This window comes from Thalassotalea euphylliae (genome assembly GCF_003390335.1).
GTDB lineage: Bacteria > Pseudomonadota > Gammaproteobacteria > Enterobacterales > Alteromonadaceae > Thalassotalea_F > Thalassotalea_F euphylliae_B.
In genome coordinates, this window is the sequence record NZ_QUOU01000001.1 from 1,851,008 (window position 1) to 1,874,950 (window position 23,943).

Below are 23,943 nucleotides of genomic sequence, written 5' to 3' on the forward strand. Positions count from 1 at the left end.
CATGAGAATCATGATTGAATATGAGTCATCATGGCGAAACTCATTTTTAGATGGCAGTAATAACGAACCTTTGCCTAAAGCAGGCCGAAAATTCATCGCTTCAATGACGAATTTGAAAAAGCCTGAAAACTTTAAAAAACGCGATATTTCAATAGATACCGTGATGGGCGTGTTAAATCGTTTAATTGGCGATCAACGAAAGTTATATCAAGCAAGAAATGCTACTGACTATTTTTTTAGAGAGATAGAGCCGTTAGTGACTTTTAATGATGATGTTAAGGTTGTTAACAATGAGATGACCTATATTCGCAATATCACAGGTAGTACAGATCAAAATTCATATACTGGGATGATAAAGGTAAAAGATCCTATTTTTCTATCGGATTATAGCCGTGAATTTTGGGGAGTTCTTGCCTTAGATATAGAGCAACTTTGCCAGTTTATTATTCAGCAAACAGAAGTCACGGCCACTACAACGGCTGACCCTTTAAATATTATTGGTAAACTTGAAGAGTTAAATAAACTAAAGCCCATAGAGAGTAAGGATAATGTTCAATCCGCTTTTAACATTTTACAAACTAAGTTTGAAAAATTTAAAGGGGTGAATAACAAAGGTCTAGTTTTACCTATATCGCTCTACTGCTCAGCACTTTATTTGCAGCTTGAACTACTATCGCGTAAATATGATATGAGTTCGGCTAAAACTAAAGCAGGAGGCATTAGTGGTATATCTAATAATGGCTTTACTAAAAAAGACTTTATGAGTCGATATACCTCGGGCGACAAGAAAAAGATCTGGGGTAACCCTTATATCTTTGAAGAGTATGTTAAAGGCGAAGGAAAAAACAAGCAACTGATGACCAAAGCGAGTGGTAAGTTAGAGATTGTTTTAAATGTAAGTCGCGATAAAGCCAAAGAAATTAAGTCACTCATTGAAAATGCAGGCGTATCTAGTTTTTACTTGGGTAAAAAGGGGCTTGCTTACGTTAAAGACATAAAAACAAGGGAGGAGCTTTAATGGATCATTATATTGATATCAAGCTAATGCCAGATGCTGAAATGCCTGAAAACGTACTTATGAACAAAGTTTATACCAAGCTACATAAGGTACTTTTTGATTTTAACGCTGATAACATTGGCGTCAGCTTTCCAGAGTACCGTATCAAACTAGGTAAGTTACTTAGACTTCATGGTGATCTTGCGATATTAAATGATTTACAAGGTACTGATTGGTTAGGAGGCTTAGGCAGAGGTTACTGTAAAGTATCATCAATTTTGCCAGTACCGATTGATGCTAAGCACAGAACCGTATCGCGTAAGCAAACTACCATGTCTCAAGCCAAATTAAGACGATTAAAAGCAAGAGGCTCAATTTCCTCGGCAGCAGAAGAAAAAGCCTATATCGCTAAAATGTTTACCCAAGGCATAGATAACCCATATTTAGAGCTTGAAAGTGGCTCTAATGGGCATAAGCACAGACGCTTTATTCAATTTGGTGAATTAACTGATCAGCCAATAGCAGGTAAATTTGATCATTTTGGTTTAAGTAAACTTGCCACTATTCCTTGGTTTTAATACTTAGTTAATAGTGTTTACTTATATTTAAAGGGTAATCATTTTACCCTTTATTTTTGATCTTTAAAAATTAGTAATATTATCAATAACATAAAAGTAGGTGAAAAATTTGGGTAAAAAAGATAAATAACCTTGTAGCCCTTGTTGTTGCTTATTTTTTTGTTAACATTCTATTGTTCACTGCCGCACAGGCAGCTTAGAAAAATGACACAGGCAATGATTCAGCGATTAGTTGGTTCACTGCCGCACAGGCAGCTTAGAAATTTGAGCCAGACGACGAGCAATTCCGGACCACGTTCACTGCCGCACAGGCAGCTTAGAAATCACAATGTACTACTATGGTTTTGACAAGTCTGTTCACTGCCGCACAGGCAGCTTAGAAAGAAGACGAAAGCAAGCGAACAGGCACATGACTGTTCACTGCCGCACAGGCAGCTTAGAAAAAAGCTCGAAGTTCTTTGGTGCGGTGTAACGAGTTCACTGCCGCACAGGCAGCTTAGAAATGCCGCGATGTTAACGTTGCTTGTGCCACCAAGTTCACTGCCGCACAGGCAGCTTAGAAATATCGTCGCCGTTTAGATTTATGTACGCGTCAGTTCACTGCCGCACAGGCAGCTTAGAAATAGCTGTACTAGGAAAAACTTCATTTAATTCAGTTCACTGCCGCACAGGCAGCTTAGAAATTTATCTGATTCCGGCTGGTCTACTGTTTTTGGTTCACTGCCGCACAGGCAGCTTAGAAATATATTGACTTTAAGTTGATTGGCTATTTTGAGTTCACTGCCGCACAGGCAGCTTAGAAAATCTTTGTCCCAAACGGGTGAGCATCTAACATGTTCACTGCCGCACAGGCAGCTTAGAAACCTAGCCGATCTGCAAAATAAACGCATGGCAAGTTCACTGCCGCACAGGCAGCTTAGAAACGTCATTATGTCTATGAATACGCCAAATACAAGTTCGCTGCCGCACAGGCAGCTTAGAAAAGAAATGCTAGAGCAATGTGCATGCGAATTAGGTTCGCTGCCGCACAGGCAGCTTAGAAAGCAAAATTTGGACAACAAGCATTTGAAGAAGCGTTCGCTGCCGCACAGGCAGCTTAGAAAGATAAAATGACGATGTTATCGTCGGGTGATAAGTTCGCTGCCGCACAGGCAGCTTAGAAATTAGCAACTCGCTTGGCTGCTCGGCGGCTTTCGTTCGCTGCCGCACAGGCAGCTTAGAAAGCACCAGAGCGCTTGAATACTGTAAGAATGTTGTTCGCTGCCGCACAGGCAGCTTAGAAACTAATGACAGAAATCAATAAACAGCGCACCCCGTTCGCTGCCGCACAGGCAGCTTAGAAAATGGAAACCGATAAGAGCAGGTAAGGCTATTAGTTCGCTGCCGCACAGGCAGCTTAGAAAATATACACGTTTAGCGAATGACTTCGATTTTTGTTCGCTGCCGCACAGGCCGCTTAGAAAAATTAACACCCATGCCCACGCTGGCAACTGAGGTTCGCTGCCGCACAGGCAGCTTAGAAACCAAAGATTTTGAAAATCTTTCTAAAAGCTGTGTTCGCTGCCGCACAGGCAGCTTAGAAAACCTTATGCCGACATGATTAATTGCTTATTGCGTTCGCTGCCGCACAGGCAGCTTAGAAATCAAACCAACGAGACACCAGTTGAAGCAGACGGTTCGCTGCCGCACACGACTCCATGGAAGGAGGAGGTAGGGCGACGCATGGATGCCAAAGCCGAGGCAGCTTAGAAATGCAAACGCTAACGAAAAACCAGCAGCCATTTGTTCACTGCCGCACAGGCAGCTTAGAAAATTCAGGCCACCAATTTCTAACTGTCATTCTTGTTCACTGCCGCACAAGCAGCTTTACTTTGCAATAAAACGTTTAAATACTGCCACGGTTTCTAGTGGTGCTTCTTCGTGGGGCAGGTGTCCCAATTCGTCAAACATCACCAGTTCGCTGTCAGGTATTTCGCGGTGGAAATGATCACCAAGTTCTGGTGGTATTAAGCGGTCTTGGCCGCCCCAAATAATTAACGTAGGTTGAGTAATGGTGCTGATTTTATCAGCGTAGGTACCGGGTTTGGTTTGACGAAAACGTTGTGCTAGCGCTTGGCGGTTGCCAGCTCGAACGGTCAGATCAAAATAGCGATCAACCAGCTCTGGGGTAATGATACTTGGGTCGCCATATAAGTTGATAATACTGCTTTCGATCATGCTGCGCGGCAGTACCTTTTCCATCAGCTTGTTTAATATCGGCGTATTGGCAACGATAAAGCCAATGGGGGTGGATTTAGGGGTAAATGGGTAGCCACTGGTGTCAACAAGTGCCAGTTGGCTTACGCGATCAGGGTAGATAACCGCTGTTGCCCAAGCCACGTAACCACCGAGTGAATTGCCTGCTAATACGCCTTGTTCGATATTTAGGTGATCGAGCATCGCAACGATAAAGCTGGCGTAGCTTTCGATGGTGTAATTATTATCGGGCGATGGCCCGGTTAAGCCAAAAGCTGGAATATCGAAGCGCACCACACGGCGTGTTGATTTTAATTCGTCTGTCCAACCATCCCAAGTGTGCAGCGATGACGAGGTGCCGTGAATAAGCACGATGGGGTTTGGGTCGTCGCGCGGCCCTTCATCACGCAGGTGTACTTGCATTCCCTGAACATTCACAAATTGCGAAGGTGCTGGCGCCCATTTGGGTTTGAGTTCTTCAAGCGATTTGTCTGCTTGCCAGTAAACCGCAATTAAAATGATGCTAGTCACGAGAATGACAAGCAGTAGCCAGCCTAATACCTTCATGGTGTTACCTTATTGTTGTTATATTTTTGTTATCTAGTGTCATGACACTGGGGTGTGTAAATATTAACCTACTGGTAAAGCTTTAATTTATCAATTGGTTAATAAATTTTTACGAATAAATGTTGCAAATAAGTGTTACGAATCACAACGGCCAACACAGACGCTATTGGTTCTAAGAGGCATTACGGATACTTTGGTGGTTTGGCTTAGCGGTTGGCGATTTGATGGTAGGTGGTGACGGTAGATGATAACGTTACTAGCGATTAAAAAAGGCGCTTAGCCAGTGCTATGCGCCTTGATAAGTTATGTGCTCGTTTCTAGTTGAGCATGACAGCCCTAGATTAGCGTTTATTAACTTTTAGCAGCTTCTTGTTGCGCGGCGATGCGTGCTTTTTTCTCAGCTTTACGCTGTTCCAAAATTTTTGCCGCGTCTGAGCCTACGTGCGTTTCGCCGCGTTCTTTTGCCAATTGCATTTGGCGTTCGCGTTCAGCGTAACGAGCGCGTTGCGCCTCGGTTGTTGAGCTAAAGCAGTGGTGACAGCTAACGCCTTTTTCGTACTCAGGCTTTTCTTTGTCTTCTGCTAGAATTGGCATACGGCAAGCGTGACATTGGTCGTATTTACCGGCTTCTAGGCTGTGATCTACGGTAACGCGATCGTCAAAGACAAAACACTCGCCTTGCCACATGGTGTCTTCGGCTGGCACGTCTTCAAGGTATTGTAAAATACCACCTTCTAAGTGATAAACCTCTTCAAAACCTTGCTCTTTCATGTAAGCGGTAGATTTTTCGCAGCGAATACCGCCAGTACAGAACATCGCCACTTTTTTGTGCTTGGCCGGGTCCATGTTGTCTTTTGCCCAAGCGGGGAATTCACGGAAGGTTTTAGTGTCTGGGTCAACTGCGTTTTCAAACGTACCAATTTGCACTTCGTAATCGTTACGGGTATCAACCACGAACACTTCTGGGTCAGAAATTAGCGCGTTCCAATCTTTTGGTTTTACGTAAGTACCCACTACGTGGCGCGGATCAATACCTTCAACGCCCATGGTAACAATTTCTTTTTTCAGTTTTACTTTGGTGCGTTTAAACGGTTTTTCTTGGGTAAACGATTCTTTGTAAGAAATGTCGGTTAAGCGTTCGTCACTTTTTAGCCATGCAAGCAGGGCGTCAATGCCTTCGCGAGAGCCTGCGACTGTACCGTTAATACCTTCTTTCGCCAGTAATAACGTACCGCAAACTTGGTTGTCTTCCATTGTTTTTAACAATTTAGGACGGATAGTTTCAAAATCTTCAAGCGCAACAAATTTGTACATTGCGCAAACAACGTATTGCATATTTACCTCGGCTGGCGGGAGCGTAAATCCCGTGCGTTTCATAATACTGTACTGATATCCGGCTGATAGCTGAACTAGCTAGTCATTCGCGGTCAGTACTTCGATAACTCTTGAATCAGGCAAGCGCTGTACTTGCTAAGAATTCGGGCAACATTATATTGATCTAGATCAAGAAATGAAAGCGAGTGAACAAAGTATTACAGTTAGGGAAATGTTGCTGGTATTGGCTTAGCTGTATCTGCTCGAAATATCGGATGAAGGGCAGGGGAGTGCTCAAATTCGGTATTAAAAAAGCAGCATTACGCCACTTTTTTAATAACCGTTTGTTGGTGATAAATAGTCTCGCGATAACGAATCAGTTATTTAAAACGGTGCAGTGCGCAGATTTTGTTGCCCGCTGGGTCACGCAAGTAGGCAAGGTAGAGTTTTACATCAAAGCCCTCGCGAACACCCGGAGGCTCTTCACACGTGGTGCCGCCATTGGCGATACCTGCGGCATGCCACGCATCGGCGACTTCAGGTGATTTGGCGAAAAAGCCGACGGTAGAGCCATTGCCATGACAGGCAGGCTCGCCGTCAATCGGTTTTGATAAGGCAAAAATCCCTTTGTCGGTGTAATAGAAACAACGGCCTAGCGGGTCAATAACGCCTTCTTTGTGACCCATCGCGCCTAGCACGGCATCGTAAAACTTTTTTGATTCTTGAATATCATTCGCGCCGATCATAATGTGACTAAACATAGCTTCTCTCTTATTATTTTCGTTAGTTGTGTATGTGGTTATTTACTTTAATTTTGTGACTAATCGTTTGTTTTTAAAGAGTTAGTACTGTTGTGGGTGATATTTAGTTTGCTTGGCCCCGGAAAAAACATGTTGGTTTCGGCCTGATATTGGCGATAAGCTGGGCGTTTTTGTACTGAATAGTATTCAGCTGGCACCGCGCCAGTGTAGGTGACTAGCGTGGTATACATGACTCTTGAAACGAACAATAAACCCATGCCTAACAGTAAATTGACAATCAGTAACTCTTGGTTAAACAAGGCCAGCCAGGCGGGAATGGCGGCAATAATCAGGGCATTCCACACCATCCACTCGGCAAAGTAATTAGGGTGACGGCTATAGCGCCATAGCCCGACATTACATACTTGGTTTTTTTCCCCTTGGGCTTTCATCTTTTTCAAAAATGCGAGTTTCTGCGTATCAGCGATTGACTCCATGGCAAATGCCGCGAGCCAAAGGATGATGGCAATAATTTCAAATGGCGATATTTGTGGTGAGGTGTTCGAGGCAATAATAAACGCAGGTAAGGCGAGGAAGCCAGCATTGGCGACACCTTGTAAAATCGCTTCCACCTGCATGGCGAGCTTAGTATTGGTTTTCCCGTGTTTTTGCCAGCGACGCTTTTGAAATTCATAACGCGGCAGTTCAGTATTTAAATGACCGGAAGTTAAGAGTTTTATCGCCCCAAGCCCCATACGGCTGCCAGCGAAAATATAGGCGATACTCACTGCGGCAACGCGTACAGGGTCTCCTTCGCTAAATAGCCAAGTGAGCACACCAATAACCGTTAAGCCCCAAGGCCAGCCAATATCAACATACGACATGCGGCCTGTTTTCCATGCTGGAATGCAAACCACCAAGGCAAACAACAGCATTTGCAGGGCGCCATTGATTAACGCTATTTGGCTAAAGCTGATAGTGTTCATCAGCAGCATCCAACCGGCGAAAAAAGGTAAGAGTGGCGTGAAGTACTTCATTCGATTTCCCCTAATTTTTTATGCGCTATTGTTTGCGTTTAAGCGGCGCGAATGGCGACAGGTGTGCCATTAAACGCGGCATTACCCGTAAGCACGTCAACGCGATCTGCTGCGGTCACATCATTAATACTGACGCCCGCTTGTGTGGCGGCAATGGTCATTTGCGTATCTGCTTGATTATGCCCCCAGCCTTGCGGCATCGACACAACACCAGCGAGCACATCGTCGGTGACGCTGGCGGGCAAGGTAACTTCACCAACCGGCGATGACACCACCACCAGCTGGCCTTGGCAAATACCTAATTTATCCGCATCTGTGGGGTGAATTTCCAAGGTCACTGGGTTTTTGCCTTTAACTAAGCGGGCAGAGTTTTGTGTCCACGTATTATGGCTTTTTACTAGGCGGCGGCTGATCAGCTCAAATGGGTAGTGCGGATCAACGGCAGGTGATTGAACTAACTTGTTTAACCGAGGTAAGTCATTGATAAACAAGCTAGGCGCAAGCTCTATTTTACCACTAGCAGTTAACAGTCGCTCTGGCAGGCTTGGCTGCAGTGGTCCTAAATCAATACCGTGTGGGTTGGCTTTAAGCTTGTCGAGATCTAGTGCTTGCTCGCTATTACTTTCCTTGCCGTAAGGCCCTGCTTTTAGCTCCATATCTAAAATCATTTCTGGCGCATAAGGCAGGGCAGGTTTACCGGTAACGGCTTCGGCGATACCGTTAAGGATCTCCCAATCTGCAAGCTGGTGTGCAGTTTTTTCAAATAATGGCGCTGAGTACTTAGCTGTATTGCGCACTGCAAAGCTGTGGAAGAAAATATCGTAATGAGAATTTTCTAGCCCAGTGGTTGCTGGCAAAATAATGTCGGCATGTTTCGTCGTTTCATTCAGGTAGATATCAACCGCGACCATAAATTCTAGCGATTGAAACGCTTGACCAAGCTTTTGCCCATCAGGGGCAGACAGCACAGGGTTACCGGCGATGGTGATCATGGCTTTAATTTGGCCGTCACCTTGCGTCAGAATTTCATCGGCTAAGGTGGCGGTTGGGAATTCGCCATTAAAAAATGGCATTTTCTGTACTCGTGATTGGTATTTGCCAAAATTGGTTGGGTGACCAGCGGTTTTACCTCTCAGCAAATTAAAGGCAGGTAGCGGGAACATGGCACCGCCTTCGCGGTCGAAGTTACCTGTGAGCACATTAAGGACGATGGTTAACCATTGGCAGAGACCGCCGAAACTTTGTGTGGAAGCGCCCATCCGGCTGTAGCAAATGGCAGATTCAGCCCCAGACATTTCAGTAGCTAAGGTTTTAATGTCATCAACACTAATGCCTATATGTTCTGCGACAACTTCTGGCGCATAATCTTTTGCCACTTGCTCTATATCAGCTAAGCCATTTATATAGTCGCTTAAATGCCCCAAGCGGACTTGGTGATTGGCAAAAATACAGTGAATCAGTGACAGCAATAGCAAGGCGTCTTTTTCTGGGCGAATAAACAGGTGTTGATCTGCCATTTTCGCGGTTTTAGTGCGCTGTGGGTCAACAACAACGACTTTACCGCCGCGTTTTTGGATCGCGGTTAAGCGGTTTAGCACGCCGGGCGCGGTCATCATACTGCCGTTGGAAACCACAGGGTTAGCACCGATAATCAGCATAAAGTCGGTGCGGTCAATGTCTGGAACGGGGATCAGCATACCATTGCCGAGCATGTAATTAGCGGCAACGTGGTGTGGCATTTGGTCGGTTGATGCCGAGCTAAAGCGATTTAATGTACCTAAGGCTTTCGAGAACGGTTTGAGCACCAATGAATTGCCAAAATTATGGGCATTGGGGTTACCAAGGTAAATACCGAGTGCATTTTTACCGTAAGCACTTTGAATGGCGTTAAATTTCTCACCAATTTCGCTAAACGCCTGTTGCCAGCTTATTTCCTGCCAACCATCAGCCGTGCGTTTTATCGGGCTTTTTAAGCGATCTTTATCTTCGTAAAAGTCTTGTAGTGCAAGCGCTTTAGGGCACATATGGCCTTTGCTAAAGGGGTCGTTTTTATCGCCTTTGATAGAGATAATTTCTTTGCTTTCGGCTTTGTACTGAATCTCAATACCGCACATGGCTTCGCAAATATTACAGTTGCGATAGTGGGTTTTAATGTCGCTCATGGTTTGTGCCCTCGTTGCTGCGCTGGATGAGTTAGCGCCTGCATGTAATTTTTATTGTTATTTTTTTGACTATGTATTTTCGATAGTAGATTTAGTGTGACAGCAAAATAGGTCAAGACTAACGGTAATAATTGACATATATTGGGTGGTATTAGCCATTTTTTAACTGTTTAAGGTGTCAAAGCAAAGTATGATTAAAGTAACGATACTGGCGTTTGACTATGTACTTGCCAGCGCACTAACAGGGATTAATGACTTATTTAATTTGGCCGGTGTTTCTTGGAATAAGTATCACCAACTACCCGTTGATAAGCGTTTTCAGGTGCAAATTGCCAGTTGGCAGAAAAAGCCGATTTATACCATGAACGATGTCATTATTAGCCCACATTGCGCAATTAGTGACACCACGGATAGCGATATTTTTCTGGTGCCGAGTATTGCGGGCGATATTGAAAAAACGTTAGCGCAAAACTATGAACTCATTGAATTTTTGCGTCAATTGAAAGCCAGTGACGCGATGATTGGCAGTAATTCTACAGGGTCGTTCTTTTTGGCCGAGGCAGGCTTACTTGATGGCAAAAGTGCCACCACCCATTGGGCAGCAGCTGAGCAATTTAGTCAGCGTTATGCCAATATTTCGTTAAATAGCGAGCAGCATATTACTCATGACGGCAATATTCTTTGTGATAGCGGCGGTATGGCGTGGTTTGATTTGGGTCTGTATTTGATTGAGCTGTTTTGTGATCATGAAACGGCACAAGGCACAGCGCGCTCGTTTGTGCTTGAGACTGGCCGAACAACGCAGCTTACTTATTCACCGTTAATTGCTAAAAAGTACCATAACGACAAAACCGTGAAAGCAGTGCAAGAATGGCTAGAGAGCCACTACAGTCAAACCATTGCGATTGGTGAGGTAAGCCAGCAATTTGGTGTGTCTAACCGTACTTTGATCAGACGTTTTAAAGAGGCTGCGCAAATAACGCCTTCCGAATATTTACAAGCGATTCGCATTGACGCCGCGAGTAAGCTATTGGTGCAATCAAACAAGCATATTGATGAAATTACTCACGCAGTCGGGTACAGCGACATTAGCTCATTTACCAAGTTGTTTAAGCGCAAAACGGGGCTGTCGCCCAGTAATTACCGCGCCCGCTATAAAGCTAATCTGCTTTGACAATTCTTTCTTTATGAGCCCGTTTTTTATGAATCAGGCTATCTCTTGCCATTGGAAGTACTTCTTATTGGCTAGGGCGAGCATTGGCATATCTTCTTGCGTGTCGCCGTAGGCATAAATATGTGAGTAGTTGGCTAACTTATAGTGCGATTTGATCGCTAGTGCTTTCTTTTCATTGCTGCAATCACCATTACGGTACTTGCCCGTGTAACGCTGGTTTTTCCGTCGTTTTTGAACGGCGAGTTCGCTGCTAATCAAGTTCACCTGATGGCGGTGACACCAAGCGGCTAAGTAGATATTTACGTTGGCAGAGACCACCGCAATTTCATGGCCTTGTGTTTGATGCCAACGAATTTCGGTAAGTGCTCTGTCGAAAATAACGGAATCCATAAACTGGGCGGAAAAGTTATTGGCTTGTCGTTTAGTGCTTGCGACTTTTCTGCGCCAAAAAGCAAAAAAGGTGAGCTTAGGTCTCAGTTTAGCGGTCGGGTAGCGGCCAAGCTTATGCCATAAAATAAAGGGGGACAGCACAAGTGCGCCAATTACAATGCGATAGAGTGGCGTGGTATTGAGGAGAAACTTAGTATAGGTATCTGCCGTGGTAATGGTGCCATCAAAATCGAATAGCGCGAGGCCAAGGTTCGGGTTGTTTACTGCTTTCATTTGTCGGACTTAACTTCTTAGGACTTTGTCTTTACCAACTTAATTTTTACTGATCAGATAGGCGCTAGGGTGAGATCGTTTCATTTAGAAAATTCGCTTCTAAGCCAATACCCGCAGGTGAATGGAAAAACACTTGCGTCATGCCGATATCAGGCAGCGAGTCAGTGCGGTAGCTGATTCCTAACTCATCGAGCTTTGCCAGTAATCGAGCTAAGTCGGTTAGTTGGAATGCAATATGAGAGGGCGTTCAGAATTCTGTGTCAGCCTAAATTGCTAAATATCTAGCACGCCATCTAATCGCCCCTCGAAGTGGATGGCTAATTGCGACAATGTCAGGTTCCAACTGTGGATTGGCATTGTCCATTTCTTCGAAGCGTTCAATATGCCCGCATACAATAATTTCATCAAGCTATTTTCGTTCGGGAAAGCGCCTTTCGTTTTGGTCAATTTCCTAAACTGGCGGTGCACTGCCTCGATAGCATTGGTGGTGTAAATAGCTTTGCGCACGTAGTCTGGATACTTGAAGTAAACCGACAAGTTAGCCCATTTTCTGCGCCAAGACTCAATCACGATGGGATATAGCTTGCCCCATTTAGCATCTAATTCGTCTAAGGCTGCTTCTGCGGCATCTTTGGTCGTTGCACGGTAAACAGGCTTTAAGTCCGCCATAAATGCTTTCTGGTGCTTTGAAGCAACATACTTCATCGAGTTACGAATTTGATGAATAACGCACTGTTGAACCTCTGTTTCAGGATAGATAGTACCAATGGCCTCAGGAAAGCCTTTAAGTCCATCAACACAAGCAATTAAAATATCGGATACGCCGCGATTGTGTAAATCGGTGAGCACTGATAGCCAGTAGTTAGCGCCTTCGCTTTCTGAGACGTATAAGCCAAGTAACTCTTTGCGACCTTCGATATTTATGCCGAGTACGGTGTAAACAGCTTTGCTAACATAACGGCCACTTTCCTTGATTTTATAGTGAATAGCATCAAGCCAGATAAACGGGTACAGCGTATCAAGGCTACGTGATTGCCACGCTTTTAGCTCTGGTATGAGCTGGTCTGTAACGCCTGTTATCGTGGCTTCTGAGATTTCAATGCCGTACATTTCCTGAACATGGCTGCGAATATCACGATAGCTCATGCCTAACGCAAACATGGATAGGATTTTATGGTCAATCTCAGCGGTTAGCTTAGTTTGATTTTTCTTAACGAGTTGAGGTTCAAATGAGCCAGTACGGTCTCTTGGGGTTTCAAGCTCAAACTGGCCTACGGAGGATTTAACCGTTTTCTTGCTTGTACCGTTCTTACGGTTAGGTTGTTGCTCTGAGTCTAGGTGTTGCTCTAGCTCGGCTTTGAGTGCAGCTTCTGTTAATTGTTTAAATTCGGTTGTATAGGTTTTGTTTTTTCGTTTTGTCATTTAACACCTCAATATTGGAACATTGTCCTTTATTAAAGTGTCCGGCTCAATTAAACCAGTTCAGTGTGCTTATAACATTAGGATCATTAGATAAGCTAATCAAAAAGTCTTTTCGGATTCCTTGATTGAACGCTTTGCGAAGGGCTTGGTATTCTGCTCGATCTCTTTTTAGATAATTAATTTTTCTATAGGTTATGTTTTGTAGTACTACATCTTTGCCTTTATAACTACCTGTGAAACTATTGTTTCTATTAGTTGATGTGAACTCGTTTTTATTTGAAGTTACAAGCTCATCCGTCTTAACTTTTTTAGCTTCACCTGTACGCCCAGTATGCGGCAATTCACCTTCATAGGCTTTTATTGCTTTATTGGCCTTGGCTTCAATCAGGTTCGTTGCACTGGCAATGCCTTCGTCGATTTTCGGCAGTACTTCGTCTAATCGGTCGGCATTTTGTTTAATACTGGCTAGGGCTTCGTCGCTCAGCGTCTTTCTGAGTATCCAACTATCGCTAATGCTATGCAGGGCATCGCGGATGGCGGTGACTTTTTCTTTAATCAGGGCGGCGGCTTGTTTGCCCAAGTCTTGCCAGTCGATATTTTTGACGTAAGCGATAGGGTCGCCTTTACCGATTTTTCTCAGGGTGGCAGCAGCCAGTGAAATGGCACCTTCAGCGTTTTTCACAATCACTTTACCGACGCCTTTAACCGCAGAGCCGAGCACGGGAATAAAACCAATACCGGTTAGGGTTAAGGCAATCCAACCGTTAGTGTCGTTGGCCTTATCATCATCGGTCAATACCATCACATTCGCGCAAACGTCTCTGCAATCCATGATTTGGTCAATCACAGGAATCATGGAAATTACTGAGCCAACAACAATTTGTGAGGTGGTGGGATTTTCATTGAAATCCCCTTGCAGAGTTCCCCATAACCAATCGCCTGCGCTAGCTGCGAGGCTGCCTGCTTCGTCAAGCAGTGACGTATCACCTGCTTCCACCATCGCCACCGCGTTGGCTGGTGAAATTTTGCCATAGAGCGGGTTGGGTTGGGTGTTATCAACGGGGGCATATTCTCGGGTATCTTCACCGTATTGCACGGTAAATTGCCCGGTAGGCATATTTTCCAGCTCGGCCTGGCCGCTATCATCTAGCGCACCCTTAATTTCAGTACCGTCTGCGAGTTTGAGTGTGTATGGCGCGTTTTTAACAGGCTCACCATCTTGGTAGTGATATGCTAAATTAATGGTTTGTGGCGAAATCTCAAATTCTGCATCATCATCGCTATTGATATCCGCGATTCTGGCAATACTGGGCGCAGCATTAGTACTTGGTTCGCTGGCCTTTTTCGGTGAGGTAATCTCGTAGGTGACATCGCCATCAAAGGTAATCATTTGGCCGTTGAGGGTCAGTACATCACTGCCGATAAGTTCGACATTGCCGCCGCTATCGAGTTTAATCATGCCGCCTTGGTTGTACAGGGTGATATCACCACTGCCGGTGCCTTCAATGCGAATATCCCCCTCAGCATTGATGATAGTGGAGCCTTCGGGCACGTTAACGGTGAGGCTGCCTTGCTCGGTGTGTAACGCAATCTCGCTATCGGCACGCACGTTAACACTGCGCCCCGTCAGTAATGTCGCGTCTTGCTCAGCTTCAAAGGTGATATTGTTTGCGGTTTGCTGATGGGCGAGGGCGCTTTGCATCGCCACGTTTTGCTTCTCGGCATTGAAACTTGCCGCGCCTTTAATATCAAATTGCTGATTGGCCTTGGCATTAAGGTTGATGCTTTGCTCATCTGAGGTAAATAAAATATCGTCACCAGCGACTAAGCTCAGACTGCCCAGACGTGATGCCCATTCAATATAATGACGCCCTGCCTTGGCATTGAGCTCAAGGTAGTGCTCACCGCCTAAGGTTTGCAGTATCACGGTCGGGACATTGCCGTCATCATCAAACCGTAGCTCATGACCTGCGCGGCTGAGCATTCTGTTGTGGGTGTGATTGAAACTGTTGACGATGCTTGGCTGTTCATCATTGCTGGCAAAACCCATTAGGGAGCTACTTGTTTTTACAAGCAGCTCGAATTGAGTAGCGATGCTATTGTTTAAGTCCCTCAGCTAGTACCTGAGGTAAGCGCTCGGTAAAATTGGGGGTGAGTCCAACGGTTTCGCCAGATAAATCTAACAACTCGTTGCGTAAGTGGAACATGCAAGCATTAAATTTCTCATCAAAATTAGGCAGTAGCTTGGTTAACCCACCTGCGGCAGCCGTAATGGTCGTCATCGCAGGCTCAATGATTTTTTCCGTATAGCTAGCGTCATGAGCGATGGCTTTTGGGGAAAGTTGCTGCATTTTTTCAATAACAGGGTTGATGTGCGGGGCAAGCATGCTTGCTGCTTTGTTGGTCGCTGCATCACCGGCGGCAGCTTTTAGTTTTCCTAACATATAGACTCCTTATGATATGTATTAGGGGAAATGATTGTCGTGTGATTTTGTTTTGTACGGATGAATAAATTAATGATGAAATTAGGGTGCCGAAATGACAGCGCCAGCATCCGTACTGATGCCATCAAATCGACGAAAAATTGTTTGGTATGAATCCTTTTCAAAGCTACAACACAAGAGTGTGAACTTTTAGTAAGGATTACTCGCTTAACGTTTAAAGCGAGCAATCATAAATTCCGTTTCAAGTTGTGAAAGAGCGAATGTTTTGCGTTCTAAATTTTATTTACAACCAAGAGTCAGTGTTGACTAGTTAATTAATTGGCAACTCTTTAGCTAAACGCTCTCTGACTTCAGGAGGTGAAAGGGGGGGGAAGTTTATTCCTTTTTCTATTAGTAGCTCTTTAAGTTTTAGTGCCCACTTGTATGAAGTTCCATTTTTATTGATTAGATCTGATTCGAGCTTTCTATTCAGAACATTAGCAAGAGTTGCTCCACCTTTGCTCGGTTGGTGATAGTTAGCTCCAAGATTAATTAATCTGAAAACAGTCTCAAACTTATTTAGCGATGCTGCATCAAGAGCAGAGTTTTTCCCTGCTAAGTTAACCTTATTTAAATCGGCTTCATAATTTACTAATAGTTCAATTTCATCCCAAGCTCCCATACCTATAGCGTCGAAAATTGCAGGGTCGCCATTTCTATCTACGGCATTGGCATCGCCGCCATACTCTAGTAGTAATTTCAACAGCTCAATGGTGTCATTCCCTGTCATCATCGGTACTGGGTGTGCGCCGTCAGTGGCTGTAAAGTTCGGGTCAGCGCCAAGCTCTAAAGCTAATTTTACAGCGGTAGAATCTTGCTTTAGTAACAGCAAAAATAGGGGCGTAATACCCTCATCACCATGGACATTTAAATCAAGCCCATTGTTTAACTGTTGCTCGGCAGCAAATCTGTCACCTCGCTGTATGTTCTTTAACAAAGTGGTCATGTCGGGATTAAAAAAGTCTTCGGCTTTCATATTGCTTCCTGAATTACAGGCCGTTAATAAACCGACCATCATTGTTGATAAAATACGGGTTATCCATTGAGTTTTTGAAAATATACGTTGTAGCTTACTCATTATAATCTCGTATATATTGTTTTAGTTGTTCACTGTCTTGAGCAATTTGGTATTCAATACCATCAATCACTTGCCCCATACCGTGTCGTGTTATGGGGTTACCACCTTCAACACTGGGAAGTTCTCTCATCTGGCCTACGGCCTGAGGTACGTCGTCTGTCGTTAACTTTTGTATACCAATACCTAATACAGCACCAATTGGTCCACCCAACAAAAAGCCCAGCCCACCTGCGGCACCCGATACGGCGGTATCACCATGCTTTTGCACCCCAGTCAAAACCTCTCCATCTACGTGTTGAGAGACTATCAGTTTACTTGCATCCTCATTACTTAATCCACCTAAGCGCTCAGCTGTGTTCGGGTGCAAACCTGCGGCATTATATGTTTGCCCTTGCAACCCTGTTACTGCAACGGCGGCGGATGCTAAACCGCCACCCAATGAGTGGCCAACGATAATCGTTTCTTCTCCAACATACTCTAATACATCGTCAGCTAGCTTCATCGCCTGGCTGTATTGCTTAGTTTCTTTTCCAATTCCCTGCTTACCATTGGTTGCCCAGTCTTTTTTTCCGGTAACACCATTGTTGGTACCTCGAAAAACTAGCATGGTTTCGCCACTGATAGACGATTTCATTAGAGCAGCACCAAAGCCCGTTTCTTTATCGGTAAACACAGCATTTTCTAAGCCAGGAATTGTTGAGGGGTCAATCACGTCTATGCCCTCTGGAGCCGCAGGTAGCTTACTTATATGACCACGATTAAACTCATCAACCTTATAGACATATTCTGCGGCTTCTGCGCGCAAAAGACTATCGTTATTTAGTGCCAAGCGTTCTCTTGGTTCATTTAACGCTTCAATACCAGCCGTGTTTTCTATGAGACGCTGATTTTCTTGATAGCGACTTTCTTTTTCTGACACTGTCGATAGTGCTCGGTCATTTTCATTCGACTTCGATGTGTAATCTTCATCGTTACTAATATCCGCGATGCGAGCAATACTCGGTGCTGAATTCGCACTTGGCTCACTGGCCTTTATAAGGTTGATAGCGGCGAGGTAATCTCGTAAGTGACATCGCCATCATCAAGAAGAGGGTGCCGAAATGACAGCGCCAGCATCCGTACTGATGCCATCAAATCGACGAAAAATTGTTTGGTATGAATCATTGTTAAAGCCACAACATAGGTGTGTGAACTTTTCGTAAGGATTGCTCGCTTAACGTTTAAAGCGAGCAATCATGAATTCCATTTCAAATTGTGAAAGAGCGAGATTTATACTTTCTAAAGTTTTGTGATACCGAACCGAGTAGAAATGTTCTGGTCAACTCCAGCCGGACACTTTTCTAAAAGAATTTTCATACTCTACTGGTGACAGATCACTATTAGCTGAATGCAGTCTTTCTAAGTTGTAATACTTCATATAATCGACAACATCATTTTTCATATGCTCACGCGTAGGTTGAGCCACTTTAAGTAACCAATCATGTTTCAAACTGCCAAAGAACCTCTCCACTACTGCGTTATCCCAACAGGCTCCCACATCACCCATACTCGCTCGAATACCAAATTGTTCGAGCAGCTGACGGTAACGCTTACTGGTGTATTGAGAGCCTCGGTCAGAGTGGAATATTAAGCCTTTAGCTGGTTTTCTCAGGTTATAAGCCCTAATCATGGCTTTCATCACTAAGTCAGTCGTCATACGTTTATCTATATGCCAACCAACAATGCGTCGAGAATATAAATCCATCACAACAGCAAGATACATCCAACCTTCGCCTGTTTTTAAATAAGTCACATCACCAGCCCAAATCTGATTTGGCCCCAACGGATTAAAGTTCTGATTAAGCAAATTATCTGCAACTGCATCAGCATGCTTACGCTTCGTTGTTACCTTGTAGGCAACTCGCTGCTTTACTTTTAGGTTTAACGCTTCCATGAGCTTTCGAGTTCTGTGCTTACCAATTTCAAAGCCTTCTTTGCGTAAATTCTTACGTAGTTCGCGATAGCCCAAGCTCTCGCGGCTACGTTTAAACAGTGCTTTAGCTCGCCGATATAAATGAAGCTCTTCTGCCGTAATTAACTTGGCTGGTCGTTTAAGCCATGCATAGTAAGCAGAGCGACTGACTTGCATCACAGCACACATCTTGCGGACGTCATGAGCCTGACTATTGGCCTTGACGAACCCATACTTTACTTCATTTCTTTCGCAAAGAAGGCGCTTGCCTTTTTTAAGATCTCTTTCTCCATTTTGAGTTCTTTATTTTCTTTTCTGAGCCGTTTTAGCTCTGCTCGTTCATCTTCACTTAACGCATTACCAGCTTGTTGTTGTTCAAGTTTCGCTTTCCAGTTATAAATGAGTTTAGTGGTGATCCCCAAAGAAGCTGCGGCTTGTGAGACCGTATAGCCTTGCTCAGTCACTAAGGCTACAGCTTCTTGTTTAAATTCGGTTGTATAGGTTTTGTTTTTTCGTTTTGTCATTTAACACCTCAATATTGGAACATTGTCCTTTATTAAAGTGTCCGGCTCAATTAAACCAGTTCAATAATACCATCCATTTTGAAAACGGTAGAAACTCTGAAATCGAGTAGTGAGATTTCTATAACGTTCTTGCTTCTCTACACCTTTTGGATTAGAACTTTGGTAGTAAAGTATCTCTTTTCCATTACCCGATCTTAATCCATATATTAGATGGTAATTTTCATTGAAGTAAGCCAAATCCAATGAGACTAAATTCTCAACCAAATACTCATAAACTAACTTTAGTTCCTCTTTAAACTCAGCCCATTCTTCGAGTGCTCGCTGTATTTTTTCATCTTCATTTTCGAGGATTTGCAACCACCTCTTAGGAAGCTTGTCTTTATCAGAGGGATTTAATTCGAAGTAAGGTATTATTTTAGGATCTTCCACATAATCATTTAAAAAATTTAACAGATCATTTTTCACTATTTTTTTGCTCCCTTGACCCTAAATTGAGACATTAAATATACGCTAGGGTAAGTTCTTCTTGAAATTTTTTATTCCAAAATTCTGTATTTACCTTTTCGATACCTTACTCATTAGTTTGACGCGATGCTCGACTTTAATGAGTGATAACCTCATTTAGTCGGAGCCATTCATTAGCTCCTTTTCCTTGCTCTGTATTCGCGAGAATCCCTAGCGTATGAGCAAGGACTTTTCTTCCTATTAGTCATCACAAACTTTTCCCATTAGCTTTGCGTGATAAGCAGGAAGTCGTGCTAGCACTCAAGGTTTTCAATAAACTCTTGAAAGCTATAACTAACATGTCTCAAAGCAAGATCGCCGTCTTCAATTTGGGATGATATGACAAAACTAATACTGGGGTTTGAAGAACTCTCTCTAAAGTCTAAAACGAGAAGGTTAGAATCAAAGGTTATTGCAAAAGGCACTAATCTTGGAGAAACAAATTCATCTAAATCCTCTTTTTGCTCTGAAATACTATATATTTCCAGTTCTTGCTCTACTATACGTTGACAGTGCAAAAAATGAGCTATTGAATTTTGCTTTTCACTAAATTTAAATATGTTAGCTTGAGGCTTGTCTCCAAAGTTCTCTTCAAAAAATTCAATAAACTGAATAGGAAAATTTATTGAGTGCTCTGTTTCTAATAGTTCTAAGTAAGCGCTATTGAATGTAGGCTTGTTTTGTTCCCAGAGGTACGGTTCGCACATTTTCATCGTTAATATCCTCCACCCCAGATAGACATACCACCAGTGTGCCTAAATGTATCGTGTGTAGCTCTATCTATAAGTTGCATCCTTCCGACATCTTGATGGTGATGCCAAGTTAATCCTTTAGCAGGATCACTTGATGGCGGAACTTTTAGAATGTGAGCGACTTGTTCATCAGTTAGGCCTAATTTTTTAGCTAAATTAGGGTTGTTTTTTAATTGTTTTGCAAGGTTCTGGTTAGCTTGGCGAAAATGGTCTAATGGTTTTCCCGAGTTGACGTGAATGTCGTCGATATGGGTATCAAATTTACTATCGAATATAGGGAAACCATCAGAATCATATTTTAGTTTTTTTCCTTTTCTATGCAAGTATCCATTTTCATCTAAATTCTTTTTATTTCGTATAGTTATAGCATCTGATGGTTGGCCTCCGAATGGTATAACTTTGCCATCATTTGTGAGTTTAGGTTTTCTTGAAATATCTCCAATTTTACTAAGGCTACTTGGGTCAATAAAGTTTTCGCTTTTTGGTTTGACTACTCCTTTTAAGTCATTATCAAGCGGCGCTTTTACCTCATCCGTCTTAACCTTCTTAACCTCACCCGTGCGCCCCCTATGCGGCAATTCCCCCTCATACGCCTTAATCGCTTGCTTGGCTTTGGTCTCAATCAGGTTCGTTGCACTGGCAATACCTTGCTCAATTGTAGGGATGATGGTAGCGAGGCTTTCATTGACTTGCTTAAGGTTAGCGAGCATGTCATCTGGTAGCAGCCACTTGAGTTTGTAGCTGGCGGTAATGGCCGTTAGCGCCTCGCGCAGTGCTTGGACTTTTTCTTTAATCAACGCTGCGGCTTGCTTACCCAAATCTTGCCAGTCGATATTTTTGATATAAGCGATGGGGTCGCCTTTGCCGAGTTTTCTGAGGGTGGCGGCAGCGACGGACATGGCACTATCAGCGTTTTTCACAATGACTTTACCGACCCCTTTTACCGCTGAGCCGATAACGGGGATAAAACCAATGCCAGTTAAGGTTAAGGCAATCCAACCGTTAGTGTCGTTGGCCTTATCGTCATCGGTCAGTACCATCACATTGGCGCAAACGTCTCTGCAATCCATGATTTGGTCAATGACTGGTATCATGGAAATAATCGAGCCAACAACAACTTGTGAGGTTGAGGGGTTTTCATTGAAATCCCCTTGTAAGGTGCCCCACAGCCAATCGCCAGCGCTTGCCGCTAGGCTGCCTGCTTCATCAAGTAGTGAAGTATCACCAGATTCAACCATCGCTACTGCGTTGGCTGGGGTGATTTTGCCATACAGGGGATTGGGGGTGGTGGTATCCTCTGGTGCATAGTCGCGGCTATCTTCACCGTATTGCACACTAAATTGCCCCGTGGGCATGTTGTCGAGCGTGGCTTGGCCGCTATCATCGAGCGCACCCTTAATTTCAGTGCCATCGGCGAGTTTAAGTGTGTAAGGCGCGTTCTTAACAGGCTCACCATCTTGGTAGTGGTAAGCCAAATCAATGGTTTGCGGGGCAATGTCCTGCTCAGTAGCCGCATCGTTATTAATATCCGCGATGCGGGCAATACTCGGCGCAGCGTTTGCACTTGGCTCACTGGCCGTCTTGGGCGAGGTAATCTCGTAGGTGACATCGCCATCAAAGGTAATCATTTGGCCGTTGAGGGTTAGTACATCACTGCCGATAAGTTCCACATTACCGCCGCTATCGAGCTTTATCATACCGCCTTGGTTGTACAGGGTGATATCACCACTGCCGGTGCCTTCAATGCGAATATCCCCCTCAGCATTGATGATAGTGGAGCCTTCGGGCACGTTAACGGTGAGGCTGCCTTGCTCGGTTTGTAACGCAATCTCGCTATCGGCCCGCACGTTAACACTGCGCCCCGTCAGTAGTGTCGCGTCTTGCTCAGCCTCAAAGGTGATATTGTTTGCGGTTTGCTGATGGGCGAGGGCGCTTTGCATCGCCACGTTTTGTTTCTCGGCGGTGAGGTTGGCCACGCCTTTAATATCAAATTGCTGATTGGCCTTGGCATTAAGGTTGATGCTTTGCTCATCTGAGGTAAATAAAATATCGTCACCTGCCACTAAGCTTAAACTGCCCAGACGTGATGCCCACTCAATGTAATTATTGCCTGCCTTGGCGTTGAGCTCTAGGTAGTGCTCACCGCCTAAGGTTTGCAGTATCACGGTCGGGACATTGCCGTCATCATCAAACCGTAGCTCATGACCTGCGCGGCTGAGCATTCTGTTGTGGGTGTGATTGAAACTGTTGACGATGCTTGGCTGTTCATCATTGCTGGCAAAACCCATCAAGTACGCTTGGGTGGGGTCGTTGTTAAAACAACCCAGTAACACTTGCGCATCTTGAGTGAGCGGAAAATGCCAGCCAGTGGCGTGTGGCTGATTGGCACAAGCATAATTGACCAGCTTACGTAGCGGCTGTGTGCTACCAAGAGGGGCTTGCGCGGTTTTATCAACATCAAACTTAGTGTAGTAATCGCCTTGCTCGGTCAGGGTAGGCACGCCACCTAAGGCTTCTACCTTAGCAGAAAACACCATGGGGAGCGGTGCAGGCTCAGCTAATGGCAGCTTAAAGGGTGTTGCTCGGGGAATAGCTTTCACCACACAAACATATTGGCTAAGCCCATCTTGGGTACTTTCATCACTGGGCTGCTGGCAATGATGTTCAACACTAATACAGAGATAATCACCGCTTGTATTTAAGCCACTGTTGTCACTCAGTGAAAACGAGCAACCCGCAAACATATCGGGCACATTACCCACCAGTGTTATGACCTGATTGAGGCTATTCAGCGCCAAGCTTTGCTGCTGGGCAAAGTGGCTGGCTAGCCCGTGATTGCTCGCTACAGGCTGTGCAAAATTGTTCTCGGCAAGGTGTTCGGCTTGGTTGTCGCTAGCATCCGTTACCATATCATGGCTCATTATACTGGCAAGCCCAGTGGCCATTTGATGGTCAACCTGACAGCCACTAAAGCCGACAAACGCTGATTCCCCAGCAGGCGCATAAATATCCGTTATTTGACGATTAAAGCCTTCACCCGCATGCACCTGAACCAAACCACGGCCAAGGTATGGGCTGGTTTGGTTAGTATCGGTAATCACTATAGTGGATTGGTTGTCACGGGTATCGAAAAAGTAAAACAAGCCGTATTGACTGAGCAAGCGATTAAAAAAGGCGCGATTGTTTTCCATCGCTTGCACGCATTGCGATACTTGCGGCAGTGGCGTGGCCAGCGAAAACTGAATTTGCCCGTGGTGATAGCCAGCCCCTGCGAGAATGTGGGTGATGATTTCGTCTAACGAGGTATCAACAAACACCCGTGAGTGCTGGGTGTTATCCAGCAAGGATAAACGGCTGCCAACGGTCAGTTCATAACGGCGTTTGGCGTTGGTCAGCAGCGCCGCTTGCTGGGCAGCTTGTTCGGGATTGGCCGTCATTATGCCTTTGTCTTCAATGGCAAGCAGGGTATGACATACCGTGTGACTAAAGCCGTCTTCGGCGATAAATTCAAGGGTAACGGGCTGGCCTAACCCCTGGTTGAGCGGCTCAATGTCGAACGTGTCAACGGTTACCGTGTAGCGCGCATCGTCGCTGAGGTTATCGGTGCCAGTTAAACCAATGGCGAGGTAGTTGGCGCTGTTACAGGTGATGATTAAGCGCGCTTTTGAGGTGCTGTGATGAGTGTCGGGGCGAGCAGGTACCACGTCGTTGTCCTTAACGAAAATTCGATTCCTCGTGGTGTCAGATTGTTAACGAATATTG

18 protein-coding genes, 1 pseudogene and 1 CRISPR repeat array are annotated in these 23,943 nt (G+C 44.6%); of the genes and pseudogenes, 3 read left to right on the forward strand and 16 right to left on the reverse strand.

The genetic code is table 11. The features are described from left to right. Position 1 precedes the first annotated feature (1 nt). Together cas5fv and cas6f are read left to right on the forward strand one after the other, a co-directional pair. Entirely contained in the window at positions 2-1,018 is a 1,017-nt protein-coding gene (gene cas5fv / locus DXX93_RS08120; protein ID WP_116007665.1) for a type I-Fv CRISPR-associated protein Cas5fv, read from the forward strand. Next, positions 1,018-1,575 (forward strand): type I-F CRISPR-associated endoribonuclease Cas6/Csy4, encoded by a 558-nt coding sequence (cas6f, locus tag DXX93_RS08125; protein ID WP_116007666.1) that lies wholly within the window; start codon positions 1,018-1,020, stop codon positions 1,573-1,575. The genes cas5fv and cas6f overlap by 1 nt, the downstream gene beginning before the upstream one ends. 175 nt (positions 1,576-1,750) lie before the next feature. Next, a CRISPR array of direct repeats spans positions 1,751-3,218; the repeat unit is 28 nt; unit sequence GTTCACTGCCGCACAGGCAGCTTAGAAA. Between the two features lie 223 nt (positions 3,219-3,441). On the opposite strand, the gene DXX93_RS08130 is transcribed toward cas6f, so the two are convergent. From DXX93_RS08130 to DXX93_RS08150, 5 genes are all read right to left on the reverse strand, one after another. Further along, the gene (locus DXX93_RS08130) at positions 3,442-4,377 is read right to left on the reverse strand and encodes an alpha/beta fold hydrolase (RefSeq protein ID WP_116007667.1); all 936 of its coding nucleotides are present in this window, start codon (positions 4,375-4,377) and stop codon (positions 3,442-3,444) included. Positions 4,378-4,728: 351 nt separating this feature from the next. Next, positions 4,729-5,754 (reverse strand): oxygen-dependent tRNA uridine(34) hydroxylase TrhO, encoded by a 1,026-nt coding sequence (trhO, locus tag DXX93_RS08135; protein WP_220347562.1) that lies wholly within the window; start codon positions 5,752-5,754, stop codon positions 4,729-4,731. Positions 5,755-6,071: 317 nt separating this feature from the next. After that, the gene (locus DXX93_RS08140) at positions 6,072-6,452 is read right to left on the reverse strand and encodes a VOC family protein (RefSeq protein WP_116007669.1); all 381 of its coding nucleotides are present in this window, start codon (positions 6,450-6,452) and stop codon (positions 6,072-6,074) included. Positions 6,453-6,511: 59 nt separating this feature from the next. Further along, positions 6,512-7,468 carry a DUF1295 domain-containing protein gene (locus DXX93_RS08145; protein ID WP_116007670.1) on the reverse strand — a complete coding sequence of 319 codons (957 nt, stop codon included), beginning with the start codon at positions 7,466-7,468 and terminating at the stop codon, positions 6,512-6,514. A gap of 38 nt (positions 7,469-7,506) precedes the next feature. Beyond that, positions 7,507-9,630 (reverse strand): molybdopterin-dependent oxidoreductase, encoded by a 2,124-nt coding sequence (locus tag DXX93_RS08150; protein WP_116007671.1) that lies wholly within the window; start codon positions 9,628-9,630, stop codon positions 7,507-7,509. Between the two features lie 190 nt (positions 9,631-9,820). Here DXX93_RS08150 and DXX93_RS08155 point away from each other — a divergent pair, with 190 nt between their 5' ends. Continuing rightward, positions 9,821-10,804 carry a GlxA family transcriptional regulator gene (locus DXX93_RS08155; protein WP_116007672.1) on the forward strand — a complete coding sequence of 328 codons (984 nt, stop codon included), beginning with the start codon at positions 9,821-9,823 and terminating at the stop codon, positions 10,802-10,804. Positions 10,805-10,837: 33 nt separating this feature from the next. Here DXX93_RS08155 and DXX93_RS08160 read toward each other — a convergent pair whose 3' ends face one another. The 11 genes and pseudogenes from DXX93_RS08160 to DXX93_RS08205 form a co-directional block, all read right to left on the reverse strand. Then, positions 10,838-11,467, reverse strand: a complete 630-nt coding sequence (locus tag DXX93_RS08160) for an HAD-IB family phosphatase (RefSeq protein ID WP_116007673.1) — start codon at positions 11,465-11,467, stop codon at positions 10,838-10,840. A 273-nt stretch (positions 11,468-11,740) separates the two neighbouring features. After that, positions 11,741-12,856, reverse strand: a pseudogene (locus DXX93_RS08165) (IS256 family transposase); the annotation flags it as partial. 79 nt (positions 12,857-12,935) lie between these two features. Beyond that, positions 12,936-14,939 (reverse strand): hypothetical protein, encoded by a 2,004-nt coding sequence (locus DXX93_RS08170; protein ID WP_116007674.1) that lies wholly within the window; start codon positions 14,937-14,939, stop codon positions 12,936-12,938. A gap of 46 nt (positions 14,940-14,985) precedes the next feature. Continuing rightward, positions 14,986-15,333 carry a hypothetical protein gene (locus DXX93_RS08175; RefSeq protein ID WP_116007675.1) on the reverse strand — a complete coding sequence of 116 codons (348 nt, stop codon included), beginning with the start codon at positions 15,331-15,333 and terminating at the stop codon, positions 14,986-14,988. A gap of 310 nt (positions 15,334-15,643) precedes the next feature. Continuing rightward, positions 15,644-16,450 carry an ankyrin repeat domain-containing protein gene (locus DXX93_RS08180; RefSeq protein WP_147302659.1) on the reverse strand — a complete coding sequence of 269 codons (807 nt, stop codon included), beginning with the start codon at positions 16,448-16,450 and terminating at the stop codon, positions 15,644-15,646. Continuing rightward, positions 16,443-17,369, reverse strand: coding sequence for an Mbeg1-like protein (locus tag DXX93_RS08185; protein ID WP_220347563.1), 927 nt, complete (start codon positions 17,367-17,369; stop codon positions 16,443-16,445). Before DXX93_RS08185 ends, DXX93_RS08180 begins: the two co-directional genes overlap by 8 nt. Before the next feature lie 113 nt (positions 17,370-17,482). Beyond that, positions 17,483-17,614: a hypothetical protein gene (locus DXX93_RS20970; protein ID WP_258872625.1), complete on the reverse strand. Its 132-nt coding sequence runs from the start codon at positions 17,612-17,614 to the stop codon at positions 17,483-17,485. Positions 17,615-17,768: 154 nt separating this feature from the next. After that, positions 17,769-18,925, reverse strand: a protein-coding gene (locus DXX93_RS08190; RefSeq protein WP_116007678.1) for an IS3 family transposase whose coding sequence is annotated in 2 segments (ribosomal slippage) — positions 17,769-18,682 and positions 18,682-18,925 — 1,158 coding nt in all. Because the reading frame shifts where the segments join, the coding sequence is not laid out codon by codon here. Between the two features lie 60 nt (positions 18,926-18,985). After that, positions 18,986-19,390 (reverse strand): hypothetical protein, encoded by a 405-nt coding sequence (locus DXX93_RS08195; protein ID WP_116007679.1) that lies wholly within the window; start codon positions 19,388-19,390, stop codon positions 18,986-18,988. Positions 19,391-19,683: 293 nt separating this feature from the next. Next, the gene (locus DXX93_RS08200) at positions 19,684-20,142 is read right to left on the reverse strand and encodes an SMI1/KNR4 family protein (protein ID WP_116007680.1); all 459 of its coding nucleotides are present in this window, start codon (positions 20,140-20,142) and stop codon (positions 19,684-19,686) included. A gap of 2 nt (positions 20,143-20,144) precedes the next feature. Beyond that, entirely contained in the window at positions 20,145-23,885 is a 3,741-nt protein-coding gene (locus DXX93_RS08205) for a contractile injection system protein, VgrG/Pvc8 family (protein WP_116007681.1), read from the reverse strand. Positions 23,886-23,943: the final 58 nt, after the last annotated feature.